Annotated in this window: 8 protein-coding genes; 1 reads left to right on the top strand and 7 read right to left on the bottom strand. The window is 59.5% G+C overall.

From position 1 onward, the window contains the following. The first annotated feature begins 1 nt into the window (after position 1). Entirely contained in the window at positions 2–1,456 is a 1,455-nt protein-coding gene (locus tag ACVMB0_RS00455) for a DNA phosphorothioation-associated putative methyltransferase (RefSeq protein WP_461344900.1), read from the top strand. 37 nt (positions 1,457–1,493) lie between these two features. Here the strand turns inward: ACVMB0_RS00455 and ACVMB0_RS00450 are convergent, their stop codons facing one another. The 7 genes from ACVMB0_RS00450 to ACVMB0_RS00420 form a co-directional block, all read right to left on the bottom strand. Further along, a complete protein-coding gene (locus ACVMB0_RS00450; protein WP_461344899.1) occupies positions 1,494–2,423 on the bottom strand; it encodes a hypothetical protein in 930 nt (309 codons plus the stop codon). A 176-nt stretch (positions 2,424–2,599) separates the two neighbouring features. Next, complete coding sequence (locus tag ACVMB0_RS00445; protein WP_461344898.1) at positions 2,600–3,577, bottom strand: HNH endonuclease; 978 nt, start codon at positions 3,575–3,577, stop codon at positions 2,600–2,602. A gap of 4 nt (positions 3,578–3,581) precedes the next feature. Further along, complete coding sequence (locus ACVMB0_RS00440) at positions 3,582–5,318, bottom strand: ParB N-terminal domain-containing protein (protein WP_461344897.1); 1,737 nt, start codon at positions 5,316–5,318, stop codon at positions 3,582–3,584. A 68-nt stretch (positions 5,319–5,386) separates the two neighbouring features. Continuing rightward, the gene (locus tag ACVMB0_RS00435) at positions 5,387–8,173 is read right to left on the bottom strand and encodes an ATP-binding domain-containing protein (RefSeq protein ID WP_461344896.1); all 2,787 of its coding nucleotides are present in this window, start codon (positions 8,171–8,173) and stop codon (positions 5,387–5,389) included. Between the two features lie 703 nt (positions 8,174–8,876). Then, positions 8,877–9,257: an IS66-like element accessory protein TnpA gene (gene tnpA, locus ACVMB0_RS00430; protein ID WP_461344895.1), complete on the bottom strand. Its 381-nt coding sequence runs from the start codon at positions 9,255–9,257 to the stop codon at positions 8,877–8,879. A 477-nt stretch (positions 9,258–9,734) separates the two neighbouring features. Further along, on the bottom strand, positions 9,735–11,411 hold the full coding sequence (locus ACVMB0_RS00425; protein WP_461344894.1) for a hypothetical protein: 1,677 nt from the start codon (positions 11,409–11,411) through the stop codon (positions 9,735–9,737). A gap of 87 nt (positions 11,412–11,498) precedes the next feature. Continuing rightward, the gene (locus tag ACVMB0_RS00420; protein ID WP_461344893.1) at positions 11,499–12,788 is read right to left on the bottom strand and encodes a hypothetical protein; all 1,290 of its coding nucleotides are present in this window, start codon (positions 12,786–12,788) and stop codon (positions 11,499–11,501) included. Positions 12,789–13,829: the final 1,041 nt, after the last annotated feature.

Below are 13,829 nucleotides of genomic sequence, written 5' to 3'. Positions count from 1 at the left end.
CTTGCAGGAAGCCATCGCACGTTACAAGACTGCGATCCTGAGGCCGGATCTTTCTCGTCCGGTCAGGACGGCGATCGCCGACGGGCTACTGACCTCCAGCGCCGACTTTTTCGACTATGGATGCGGTTTGGGGCGTGATCTTTCGCTTCTCAAATCGCAAGGTTACGACGTGGTGGGATGGGACCCGGTTCACCGCCCGGATGGGCAGTTTCGCCGATCCTCGGTCGTCAACATCGGCTACGTAGTCAACGTGATCGAGGATCCGATCGAGCGCTGCGAAGCGCTGCGGCGGGCTTGGGCGATAACCGGGAGCGTCCTGATCGTAAGCGGGCGCTTGACGTTCGAAGCTCAACTTGCAGGCGGCACCCGGAATTACTCCGACGGATTGTTGACGATACGCAATACGTTCCAGAAGTTCTTCGAACAGGATGAGCTCGGTGCCTGGATCGATTCCACCCTAGGTGTCCTTTCGGTTGCAGCCGCCCCAGGCATTTTCTACGTCTTCCGTGACGAACAGGCCCGGACCGAATTCATTTCGTCGCGATATCGGCGTCGGGTGCTGCCGCCTCGGAGCGATCAGACGGCGGAGCTGTTCAAGGCTCACGAAGAGACACTGAGGCCCTTGTCCGACTTCATGTACGCACACGGGAGATTGCCGCTAGAGGGCGAAGTCGCCGATTTATCTCCGATTTTGGCCGCGTTCGGCACGCTCAGGCGAGCCATGCAAGTCGTCGTCAGGGCACTGGACGGCGCCCATCTGACGTTAGTCGCATCTATGCGGCGCGAGGATCTCCTGATCTACCTGGCCTTGGCGCGGTTCTCGCGGCGCCCCAAGATGAAAGATCTATCCGGTCCGCTGCGGGAGGATATTCGATCGTTCTTTAAGGGTTACGCCAATGCGTGCGCGCAGGCTGATGACTTGCTTTACTCTCTCGGCAGGACCGACCAGGTGGACAAGGCACTGCGAACCTCGGAAATCGGGAAAAGGACGCCCTCGGCACTCTACGTCCACATCAGTGCCGTAGAGCGATTGGCGCCGCTGGTGCGGCTATACGAGGGCTGCGCGCGCGCCTATCTGGGGAGCGTGCCAGAAGCAAACATCGTCAAGCTCCATCTCGGCGAACCGAAGGTCTCATACCTCAGCTACCCGACTTTTATGGAGGACGCTCATCCGCCGCTGGCGGCTTCAACTTCCGTCGATCTGCAGACCTTCCGGGTCAAGCATCGGGACTACAGATATCAGACGAACCTGCCGATTCTTCATCGGAAGGAGCTGTTCGTGGCGGCGGATTTTCCCGAGCGCGAGAAGTTCGCACGGCTTACCCGGATCGAGGAGGCCAAGGGCCTGTATGAAAAAACCGACAAGATCGGCATGTCGCAAGGTTGGGCGGATGCGTTGCGCGTACGCGGATTGAGACTGAAAGGGCACCGACTTGTCGGAGCGCAACGACATTGAGCTCCATGTTAGACTTGGAGCGATGAAGATGAGGTGTCTATCCCTTCGCTTGATAATAGCCTTTTGAATAACTCCCGAATGTTCGGTTCTTCTCGCGGCGCATGGCAAGGAGCTTGCTTTCACTCAAGCCCAGCTGAGCGGCAATGGAGGTAGCGACTTCGATGAGGTCGGCGATTGCTTCGAGCTTGGCCTGTCGATTGTGGGCGCCGATCAATGCGGCATGTTCTTCGACCAGCTTGTCGAGGAGGGCTGCTTTAAGCCGGGAGCCGTCCAGCCGTCTCACGACGGGCCGCCTTCCGACCGACCTTTGAAGTGCGGGAATTCGGTCCCGAACCAGCTTTTGCTCCGTGCGGAAAGCTGTGTCGTCCGCATCACGTTTCGCCCTGTTGCAACTGAAGCAAAGAGCCTGAAGGTTCTGCCGGTCATCGACGTGGAGCCATTCTGTGCCCCGTTTTACCTTGTTTTGCTTGTTCGCCAGTGATCTTGGAACAATGTGATCGACGTCTATCGGACGAATTGACGCCGAGATTCCGCACAGCTCGCACTTTCCGTTGGCTTCCTTGAGCACCAGATACCGCATGGAAGCGGTCGGCTTATCCCGGTCGGAAGCCTTCGATTCGAGCCAGACAGAGATGCGCTCATCGCAAATCTTAACAGCCTGTTGGCGGACATCCGACGTCTCCGGATAATGTACAAGATCGAAGGATTGTGTCGAAGCGTCGTACCGAATGACACCGTGGCTTTCCAGCACCGACCTTGGATACCGCATCAAAACTCGCGTGTAATAATCCGTAACTTGTGCGTCGTAAGCAATCAGCGCACGAGCGAGTTCGTCCTTGGTTGCTTTGCCTCCTGCGATCAGCAATTCGCGAATGATCACAGGTTGATACACTGCGGTCATCGCCATCCGATCACGAAGAAAGTTCAATAGAGCGAGCGGGCTGGGCTCCAATGCTTTCTGTTTCACGTAACAGACCTCTTCCAGTAGCGGTGATGAAGACGCGAATCTCGCGTACGTCAATAAGGAGATCTTTCCCGCAGGCGTGTACGGAAAGTCCTCCGGCACATTCGCTCGACGCTTCTAACGGCGGATCGCAGAGCGTTGGCCGGGCAGATATGCCCCGGCCAGACCGGTCCGAGGTTTCAGCTCGCTCGCTTCCGAGATTTCCAGATCTGAGCGGCGTCGGTGCGGTTGACGAACCTGTCGGCGGCGTACGGATCGTGCTTCGTACAGAACACGTGGAGATTGCTTGGGTTCGGAGAACCTCGGTGATCGGATGGTGCAATGAACAATTCGTCCGTCTTGCTGGTCGCCGTGCAACCTCCATGACCCGAGAACTCGCATCGGGCCTGTATCGCCAGCAGTCTCACGGTCCAGAAGGGATGGGGCAGTTCGTGCCAGGAGGTCGCGCCGACTTTGAATCTGGCCAAGGGGGCATGTGCATCCGCGTCATATAGCGAGGTGAGCGCTCCCTTGCTCTTGTTGCACCAGCCGCACGACAAAGCGAGGTTGCTCTTGCCGCCTCCGCCGCTTGCCACCGGCACGATATGTTCCACCTCGATCTTGATATCGCGATCAATCAATCCGCGCGGTCTGAAGATGTCGACGAGCGAGGGCAGAACGAGCTTCGCCCCGGTCTTCTTCCTCAGAAAGAGGTCGACAGCGGCCTTCGAGAACTCGAAGCCGCATACCCAGCATCTTGGTTGGCCGAGCGCGGCATCGACCAGATCGCGCTTTTCGCTCGCCGCGGCGTTTATCCTTCCGATTTTTCGACGACGGTCGACCTCGGCCATCACGTGTTTCGCGATGCCCGTGGCCAATTCGAAACGATCGCCTTCGGGTTCGCCGCGGTACAGTTCGGACACGCGCGGAAGGGCATCTGCCATGACGTCCACGATCGTTTTCCTGTCGTCCTCGACGTACCGCAGCGGATTGCAGACGCCCTGGATGAACCAGCGGAACCAAAGCGCATAGGCATCGGCGCGAAGGACCGTGTCGTTCCGCGAAAGGATGCTGTCCGGCGGCGTCGACGACATCGCCACCAGATCGGCCTTCCGCCAGTAGCTCTCGGGTTCGAGAGACGTCTCGGATACGTGCTTCAGAATCCGGTCCAGCGACACTGGATCAGCCTTCCTTGTACAGTACCGAGAAGGCGCTGACGGCGGGTACGCGCAAGGGATCCCGACGGTAGTTGTACCAGATCTTGGCCCACTGCTTGCGTGTTCCGACCGAATCCTTCTTGACGCCGGCCAACTTCCAGTCTCGCGCGAAATACTGCTTCTTCACGTCCCGCAGCCATTCGTCGACGGCCGCCTTGACGTCGTCGGCGCTGGCGATCGTCCGCCGCGTATCGTTCATGAACGAAAAGAAGTCCGTGGCGAGCGTCATCAGCATCGGCTTGTTGAAGAGGTTCGAGGTCCGGGGACGTCCCCAATAGTTCGGCGCTTCGGTATTCTCCGTTTCGCCCAAATTGTCTCTGACCGCGGTCCAGAATGCCATGAATACATCGCGCCACGGCCCGCCGCCTTCGGCCCAAGCCTTGCGAAGCTTTTCGACGTCTTCGGAATCGGAATCGACGATTTCCGAACCGGCTAGGCACCAATGGGCCCACGCTTTCGCGTAGTCCGGACCGCCCGAGCCCTGGTGGAAGAATTTCGCGCCGCTGAGGTTACGAAAGATGTTGATCAGCGTCCGCAGTACCGTCCATGGCAGAAGGTCCGAGGAGCTGTCGTCAAACCCGCGGCTGACCAGGTGGGCGAAAGGGCTGTTCGGATTTCTGGCGAAGAATGTCGCGGCCTTCGCTTCCTCCAGTCCGACGCCGGCCTTTTCGAGCCTTTCACTGATGGGGTCCAATTCGCCCTCGGACAGGCTGGTCGATATGATCGTGCCGAGGAGAGCGGGACGAACCGGGGTCGCCTTCTGGTTCACGATGACGAATTGGAAGACGTGTTCGCCGGGCTTCTCGTCGAGGAGCAGGGATATCGGAAGTCTCCGCGACTTCTCGTCGAGCATCGTATGATTGATATCCGCGGCAGGCGTGCCGGACTGGAGCAATGCCGCCACACGCGCGAGGTACGGCTCGCTCTTCTCGTCGATCGAATCACGGGCGGCCTTTAGGGCTCCTAGAAGTCGGTGCTGGCCGTCAACCAGCACGATCGGCCGCAGCAACGCCTCGACGGCCTGTCGCGAGAAGCCGACGAACTCCTGTTGGTCGAAGTCCGGGAGCTTTCCTAGGAGCACCTCGCGCGATTTGAGTTCCTGCCAGAACTCCGCCACGTGTGACTCGTCGAACAGCGCCTCCTCCGGGGTATCCGATCCGCCGCCCTCTTCAGGATCGTCATCCCGTTCGTCTTCTTCGTCGCGCTCTTCGATCGGAACGGATTGGTCGATACGCGATCTGATCGAAGCGAGCTTTTCGTTCGAGAGAGTTACATTGCTTAGCTCAGGGACGCGCTGTTCGAGCGCCAATCTCGCGTCGCGGAACAATTCGACCAAGGGCTGCTCGGAACGCTTGGTGAGCGTGATCGTCAGCTTGCCGGCGCAGTTGGCGTTGTTGAGTTCGGCCTGATTTGTCGGCACGAACGAGACTTCCACCCCCTCCTCCTTCCTGATCGCACAAAGCAGCGGATTATGGATCACGTTGTGCGGATCTTGATAGAATTGCGCGATCTGTTCGACGCGGCGGGGATTGTCGTCCCGCTGGAAGCCCATCGTCTCTCCATCGTCGAGTATTCGCGTCTTCTGCGGAACTCCGACCCATTGCTCGATGTCGACGGCGGAAGCCGAAAACAGGACCAGAGGCGGAGACTCCGATCCCTGACGGACCAGAAGTGCCGGATAATCGAATGACTTCGTCTGCATGTAAATGCTCGATGAACGCTGGGGACGGGATGCGGAATTACACGTGCTGAGGCGGGTCGGCAATTGGTTCAATAGGCGGAGCAGGCTCCGTCGGCATCGTTCCAGGTATGCCTGGTCGAAAAATGGGGACGAAGCGCGGCGAGGCTATTGGGCAGTGCTGTGCGGCAGGTCAGACCGAGGTAGGTTGCGGCGCGGGTGATCCCAACGTAGAGGAAACGGTGGAACAGGTCTGGATTGCGCGAAGCCATGTCGTCGACGCCGACGAAGAACACGGCCTCGAACTCCATTCCCTTGACGTGTCGGATGTCGAAGACTCGGACTTCCCTTTCGTCGCCGATGACCAGGCCGTCTTTGTAGCCCATGACCGCGATGTTCTGTGGCTTGAGGCAGTCCCGCAGCGCTGCGGCCAGAGGATCCACCAGCGCCGCCTCGTCGACGAATACCGCGATCGAGGGGCGCGTTCCCACCGCAGCTTCAACCTCGATGATCCGGTCGGCGAGCCATTTTGCGAGCATGGGCCCTTCCAATTTCTCCGCGAGGAGCGGACGCACATCGGTTTCCTCGTCGCCCTTGACGGGCTCGGTCCGCTCGGAAGCATCGGCATCGAGCATCATGGCGAATGCATTCGATAGCTCGCGGAGGTTTTGGCTCTGCCGGTAGCCGACATTCACTTTGCAGACATCGATGCGGACGCCGGTATGTCGGCCTACCCATTCGATCTCGGAAGTATTGGAGATGCCGTGCGCCGTGATGCGTTGCCGAAGATCGCCGCAAGCGAACCAGGATCGCATCCGATGGTCGGCCATCTCGACCGTGCAGGCAAGCTGCACCGCCGACAGGTCGCTTGCTTCGTCGACGAAGACCTGAGCGAGATATCTGCTCTGGATGCGTGCAAGCCACTCGTTGCGGGCTGCGGCGTGGGTGCGGCCGCTCCCGGCATGCGCCGCGAAACGACGTGCGTTGCGAAGCATCACGAGAATGAGGATGTCCGCCTCGTGCGCGGAGATCTGGTGGCGGGCGACGAAGGCGGAAACGTCGGAGCCCGTCTTGAAGAAGGCGCTGCCCTCGCGGACGGCTTGGCGGCGGAACCGGGAGTAGATCGCCGGCACGCCCAAGACCGCCGACCGCGGAGCCTGAACCAACGCCCGTATTCGGGAACGCAGCACGATATCCGATCCAAGCTGCTTCAGTTGCGAACGGTCGGGCATCCGGGCTCCGACCAATTCGCTGACGAGGGCGGACCGACCGCCGATCCGGCCTTGCGCTTCCTCAGCGCGCGCCTGGTCCCGGATCGTCTTCTTCAGCAGTTCCAGAGCCTCGGAGCGAATATCGGGTGGAACTCCCTGCGCGAGATCCTCTTCTCCATCGTCCTCTCCGGCATCCTCGTCGTCGCCCCGCAACTGCGGAAGCGCGTCCATCGTCTCCTGGAAGACTAATGGATTCCGCCGCAGTATCGAATTGAGAGCGCCCGTGGTCTCGGCTTCGATTCGATCGTCGATCCGCTTGATCTCGCCGCGCAGGTCGTCGCCTGCATCGACTAGGCGCAGCATGTCGTCGAACGACAATTTGCCGTCCTTTCCGAGCGATGCTCGGATCTCCAGAGCGAAGCGCTTTATGGTGGGATCGCCTACTGCTGCCAATCTCAAGATCGCTTCTTCGCTCCGGGTCAGCAGGACACTCTCTACGTTGCGCGAGAACTCGTCGTGCAGTCTCGCCAGCCCGGCGCTGCTCTCGTCGGCCAAGATCGACCGTTCCGCTTCGAGCTGAAACCGTCCGGAGCTGCCCGACCGCAGAATGTTCAGCACATCGCGCGCGATGTACGGGCGTTCCTTGTCCCATGTGCGCACATTGCGGTCGTCGGGAACGCCTTCGCGGGCGAACGCGCGCCCCAAGTACTCTTTGAGCAGTTCGGACGGTGAATACATCGCCCAGCTGGCGGCGTCCATGAACCTCTCTCGGGAGTACCCGGCGACCAGATTGCGCTCGCCCTCGGTGAGCGCTTCGAATGTTCGCTTTTGGGCCAACCGCTTGATGAGCGTGGTTGTCTTGCCCGAACCTGGCGGACCCAGCATCACCACTCGCCGATCCAGCGGCAGACGAAAGATCTCGCCTTGGAATCGATTGAGGATTGGCTGGTCGCGGAGCGCGATCCGCTCTACAACTTTGCGTCTAGTTCGACTTCGCTCGGCTTGTGCTTCGGCGATCTGCTTCATCAGCTCGCCGACGACGTCGTCGAGAACTCCCGGACCGCCGAGGCGCGTCGTGATCGACTGGATGGCTTTTCTTAGGGAGTCCGAGCGGGTTATTTCGGAGACCGTCCCCCAATCCGCGATATCGAAGGAATTGATTACGGCATCCCAGATCGTTTCCTGCAGCTTGGGAGACAGAACCGTTTTCTTGAGGATCCGCCCCTTCCGATCGCGACCCTTCGTGGTGATTTCGGCGATTTCGCCCGCGTCGAATTCGGCGATCGCACCCAGGTCGGAGAGCGAACTGATGAAATGCGCCTTCGGAATCGTCGAGAGAAAGCCACAGGTGGACCCGCGTGCCAGATAGTAGGTCTCCTGCTTATGAGCCTTGCCTTCGGTCCAGTCGATTTCGATGCGGGCCACAAATGGGTCCACAGTCAACCTGCGCAGCGCGTCCCTTGTCTCGGCGGCGGTGGCGCCGATGAAGCGCTCCGGTTTCGCGTCGCCGATCATCATGTTCGACTGCCGCAGAAGGGATGCTGGTGAGGGCCCGAACTGCCCCTGCGACAACGCGTCATGGGCCGCGTCCGATATCGTATGAAGGGCAGCGAGAATGTGTTCTCCGAGATCAATCAACGATCTCAGACGGTTCTGATCGTGGTCCATGTTTTCCCCCGCGGATGCGATTTAAGGCCATTCGTCCTAGAGTTGCAAGTTCGATGGCCCGCGGGTTTGGCGGATTTGACCAGATTGCCTGGCCACTCATGGGGAACATGGCCGAAATACTGCGCTGAGCTGGGGATCCGGGGCAGCACCTATACTTTCGTCAAGCCTGACCTCGATCGGAGTTGGACCGACGAAGTTAGGCGATATCGATGAACGATCCATGGCGCTCCCTCCCGGCGGCAAGGCGCGGTCCGCCTCCAGCACCTTCCTTGTGATGGGTGATGGGCCTCCAGTCCGTTCGCCCACTCTCGTTTCGATGCGTCCCGTACGCCGAGACCATGGGTTTCATAGGCGTTCCGGCGATAGGCGTTGACGCAGCCTGCGGAAGCCAGGCGATACGTGAGCCATCTCTTCGGTCGCGCCGGGGACCACCTTTTCGCAGAGACCGATGCCAAGAGCCACGTCAGCGGTGACCTTTCGTCCGGTCAGTATGATCTCCATGGCGCGGCGCCTACAAGGCGGGGCCTCGTGGGATCGGATGGGAGGGGGCCGGCGCTTCTGTAATCGCCTCGCTCCCGGCAGGAGAACTTTTCGCGGACATGCTCGATAATCTTCCAGGGCCGCGGCTCGCATTCCAGGGGCGCGAAGCCTCGGCGCATATCGGTAGTCGCAAGCCATACCCGCACATTGCCCGGTATGGCGATCATCGGCGCTCAAGCACCTCGAGGACCCGCGCCAGCGCATCCGGGTCGACATGCGCGTCCACTCGGATGCGTCGTCGGTTGCCAAGATCGATCTCGATCAATCCAGTACGCGCAGCTGCCACGGAACGCACTCGGCCGTCACCCGCAGGCAAAAGCTTCGGAGTTTCCTCCACCTCCTTAGCGATGATCTGCACCGGCGCAAAAGATGGTACGATCTGCTCTGATGTCCGTCCTTGTCGACGCCAGGTAAACACCAGGTTGGCCCCGACTCCGTTGCGGCGCGCAACCTCAGTCACCTTCGCGCCCGGCACCAACGTCTCCTCGACAATCCGCGCCTTGTCGTCCTGCGACCAGCGCCGCCGCCGCACCAGCCCGCCCAAAACCTCGACCTGATGACCTTAAAGCTAGACTTAAGGCTACACACTTCGTGAATTTCCTCGCGTCACGCAAGACGGCGCCCGACGGATGCGTACGACTAACGCAGGCTGATGGAATTATGTTCAAGTCGGCCGTACCGGTCTCATAGCAATGACGCCCTCGGAACGGCCAGATCTCGCCGCCCACCTCGTCGCGCCAGCGCGTTCGGGAGTTTAAGCGATAGATGACGAGCGCGCTGCGCCATCGATGAATGCGCGGAAGAGGGATCGATGCCACCAAGTCCGCCTCAGCAGCCGGTTCGGCACAACTGCCCTGGTGCGCGGAGGTCCAAGACGTTGGCGTAAGCATGTCTGCGGCGAGGCATCTACAAAATGCAACGACTATCGTGGACCTCCGTGGTTCTCCGCCAACAAACGATTGAAGGGCGGGTTCCGGTAGATTGCAGGCTCAAGCCAATCATCGAGCCGCAGCCTCAGCGGCTAATCGACGATTCCGCGAACAGGGCGCCTGCGCGATTTGATCGCCTTGGCCGGTGGTCCGTACTTTATCTTGCCTCCGTGCGCAGTCCTGCCCTCTACAGGCCAAGAAAACACGATCATGGTGTCAGTTCCCGAATCGGTTTCCCGTACTTCGAAAGCTCCGCCGTTGGTTTCCACAATGGCACGACAATAGCCGAGACCGGAACTCGTCACCACCTCGAACGGCGTGAGCTGCGCGTGCTCATCGGGGCTTTTGACGCGTACCGTTGTGACCAGTTTGGATCCTTTCAACGCACCACTAAATTCGTATGCGCCATGACGAGTGCCTATGAGGACCATGTGACTGAGAACCGTACGCAGTGGGGATGCCGCACCACGTACTCTCGGAACCTTGCCGAACGATGCGGTGGCATGAATACTCGGATCGAGCTCCCTTGCCGTGTTCATGGCTTCTGTCACGACATGGTTCGGGTCAATCCAGCCGGAAGCAAACTTGCCCTCTGTAAAGACGGGGCCCATGAGGTTACGCACTGCGACCTGCATTGCGCCAAGATCCTTCTCCACCGCGTGCAGTTCGTTCGGTACAATCGGATTGTCCGTGGTGTGTGTCCAGCCATGGATAGTCTCGCGCACGCGCTGGTTCGACCGCGCGGCAACGCTCATGATCTCGTCTCTGACGTGCGAATTCGCGGATTGGTAAGCCACCAGGCGATTTTTTATATCTGCGAGCTCGCGTCGGGCCAGCGCCTCCGCCTCCTTTGCGATTTTCAGCGCATGTTCGATTTCGCTCATCGCCTTCATGGCCAAAGATACGTCTGATCCAAGGATACACAGACAACCATCCGACGTGACAGTCTCCATGAATTGTATCCAAGTCGCGTCGTCGATCTGCAGCCGCCAAGTATCCTTGGAGGTCAACCGTTCATCGCGCGCCGTCTTCGCAATTGTCATTTTCCAGTCGGCAAGCGACGGGAGGACATGAGGCTCCTTTGAACGGGTTAGTCGATAGAACGCCGCATTTGCGCCGACCGGCTCGCCGCTTGCCGTCCAGATCGCCAACGGATAGGGCGCTTGATGCCACCATTCGCGATCTGTGGCTGGATCATTGACGGCGATGTCGAGTTCCCGCGCCACGCGGCGACCGAGGTCAGTCAGCGCGAAGCTTGCTTCCTTTCCCGATGAGGATCGCTCGATCAGCCCCGTTCCCTGCAGGGCACCGGTCACCCTCGAAAGGTTGGACTCTCGAAGGCCGAGAATACTCATCAGTGCGATGTTGCTAACGGCCTTACCGGCGCCTGCGATGGCGCTCAGAAGCGACTTGGTGTGTTTTCGACTAAGGACCTCTTCCAATGGTTGGAGCTCAGCAAATCTCGCTGACTGCGAGATCAGGTCGGCAAAGGCGCGCATTCTCTCCGACATCCCGCCGGCATTTCTGCTGGCGGCAAGTGCCGCAGCGTGTCGCACCACCTCAAACCATTGCGAAAGCTCGCCGCCGAAGGAGCGCGAGGTCAGCGTGCGCCACGTGACGTCGCGCAGCACATCATAGACCCGCTCTGCCAAAGAGGGCTCGCTGGTTAGCGCTTTGCGGATCGCGGCGGCCGCTTCGGCCGGCGTCGCATCGCCGCGCCCGATCCGATCGAGCGATATTTCGAAGGCCTTGCGGTCGGTGGCGGACATTAGACCAGCTAAGAAAGGGGCGTGGAACTCATTTTGGTACGCTTTACATTGGCGCCCTTTAACGCCAAGTCAACGGTCATGTAACGTTTAGCCGCGGAAAACGCTCCAGGGAGCGCCTGTCAGAAGTTCTTTTGCCGCCCAGCGCGATGAGTTCCCGTCCGGATTCAGGACAAAACCGGCAGCCTGACCCAGTGGCGGATAGGCCTGTTGGACCACAAAACTGCGGGTTTTTCGCTCATTGTCCAAATCCTTCGCGGTCCGGATGTGTCCGTCCATGGTGACCTCGTTGCCGCATGACGGGACTATTGCGAAGTCGACGTCGAGCCACCCATAAGGAGTATGATAGCACCTATTACAGAAATCGAGGCAGATGCCGAAGCCAAAAAGGGCTTCCTCCAGCACCACGACCACAAGCTCAGTTCCGTGCCGAATGTCTTCCACGCGGCCTTCAGCGTCCTTGTAAGCCATCCGCTTCTTGTGCTGAGCAATCCGCTCGCCGTGACCGTCGTAGATCGTAGCAATGTTGTATCGCTCGCCGTTCTCCACTTCATGCCAGGAGCCTGCGACGACGATTCCAGGTGCGTCCGGCATTTCACCCTCGGTGAGCCAGGGCTTCTCGACAAGTTGAGTTTCGATGAGACGACGTGATTGCGGGTCAATCATGAGTTCGGGAAACACGGTGGTCATGCAGAGTTCGGTGTGAGCCGCCTTGCACGCATCGGAAATAATGGTTTCGCCATTGGGAATGTTGACCGCTCTGACGAAGAACCTCGTCGGTGTTTCGTCGCAGTCGAAGGTGGAATCAGGAAACAGTACGGCCCCGAATGCCGACGACTTCCTGGCCATCCGGTCGGCCTTCACAATCTGAACCCTCGCGCCGTCCACGACAGCTGGGACGAACCGAAGACGCAAAAGTCCGCGTTGGTCGAAGTTGCGCATGTCTTGGGCAGGGTCCTTTGGATCCTTCCACGCTAAGCGCCCCATGGGGATCAGATAGGCACAATGCCCTGCGTGTTCGACGAGCCACCCGGCTGGATCAGTCGGTCTCGAACCCAGATCCTGTTCGGTGTATTCACGCTCCATGGCGCGAAGACAACCGCCGAGCCGCATCACGATTTCCTCGTAGGCCTCCGTGCCGCCGAATGAGAGACCATAGTCGGGCGCTCGCATGTCGAGCGTAGCAGCGAACTCGAGGATCATCGATTCCGGGACAAGCGAGTATAAATGTTTGATCGTGGCCGACGCCTTGGCGAGCTCGGCCCAGACCATAAGCATGGCGTGTCGCAAACCGTCGTCGTCCTCGCTGCGAGGCACAGCTCTCAGATTGGCGGGAATGCTGAAAGCGTTCTCCCGCCACTGCTCGTCGGTGATGTCCAAAGCCGTGACTGCCCGAATATGATTCCGCGTTCTAAAATTCGCCGGGTTGATAGCCGACGCGCAAGCGTCCCGCTACCCTTTTGACTATACGCTCACAAGGCATCGACGATGATCGATGCAAGGTTTGTTCAAAGACGCAAATGACTGATGCGGCTCTTACATATTGATTAGTTGCTCGATGTCCAGGCGATTGTCCGAATCGGACAGACAATGCTGGGCGCGCGCCATCGGACCCATCGTCAGCGATGTCTCAGCCTGCGGCGCTACGCGGGCATGCAGACAGCAGACAGACTCCAAACCAACGAGGGTATCAACTGCGTGATCGTTGGGCGTGAGGAGAAAAAACCTTGATCGCTGTCTCGCTGGTCAGTTGCCTGCGTGCTCATGCCGCTAAACCGTACACTTCATGGTTCGGACCGGAATGAAGGGTGCATGTCTGATCACACCAACCGAACTTATCCTGGGTTGAGACACCCAGCTAGCGCGGCTCTTTGTGCGGCCGTGCCCTCCAAAGGGCGATCTGAAGCGCTGCTGCCATGTTAACGTGCGGCTGTTTCTGGCGGCAAATGACATCTGCCGGGGCGGGGCTTGCGTTGTCGGTTCGCGGAATCCTCGACTTGTACCGACCACGAACGCGGGTGCTGATTGGGCGCCTTTCTGTCCAAGAGCGAGGTGGTTTCGACCAGGCCGAGGTCATCACGTGTTCATCCATGGAGTGGGCTCAATCGCCGGGTATGGGGAACCGATCGGCCGAGATCCGCGCGAACGTCTGGCGTCAGCGCACGATCATTGATGCTCGGACCGGGTTGAGCGCGTCCGCGGTCTCGCCGCGCGCAAGCTCTTCTCCTCTTGCTCAAAGTCGGCTTCAAGAAGGCTAGGTCTTAAAGGCGTCCGAGCCCTCGTCAACGTCAAGACGCATCGATCAATGGACCGATCGATGAATGCGACCGACGATAGCAGGAAGAAGTGCGGCGGCGCCGTGCGCCTTCTTTGCGTCTCAGTCGAATGAGCGAGGAAAAAGTGCGCAACTGCATTGGACCG

This window comes from Bradyrhizobium sp. USDA 4451, assembly GCF_054822585.1.
The sequence above is the reverse complement of the archived record's forward strand: the minus strand, read 5'-3'. Positions and strand labels throughout refer to the sequence as shown.

Coding starts and splice junctions, on each gene's coding strand:
- ACVMB0_RS00435 (WP_461344896.1), bottom strand. CDS start 8,173: ATGGACCACGATCAGAACCGTCTGAGATCGTTGATTGATCTCGGAGAA.
- ACVMB0_RS00425 (WP_461344894.1), bottom strand. CDS start 11,411: ATGTCCGCCACCGACCGCAAGGCCTTCGAAATATCGCTCGATCGGATC.
- ACVMB0_RS00440 (WP_461344897.1), bottom strand. CDS start 5,318: ATGCAGACGAAGTCATTCGATTATCCGGCACTTCTGGTCCGTCAGGGA.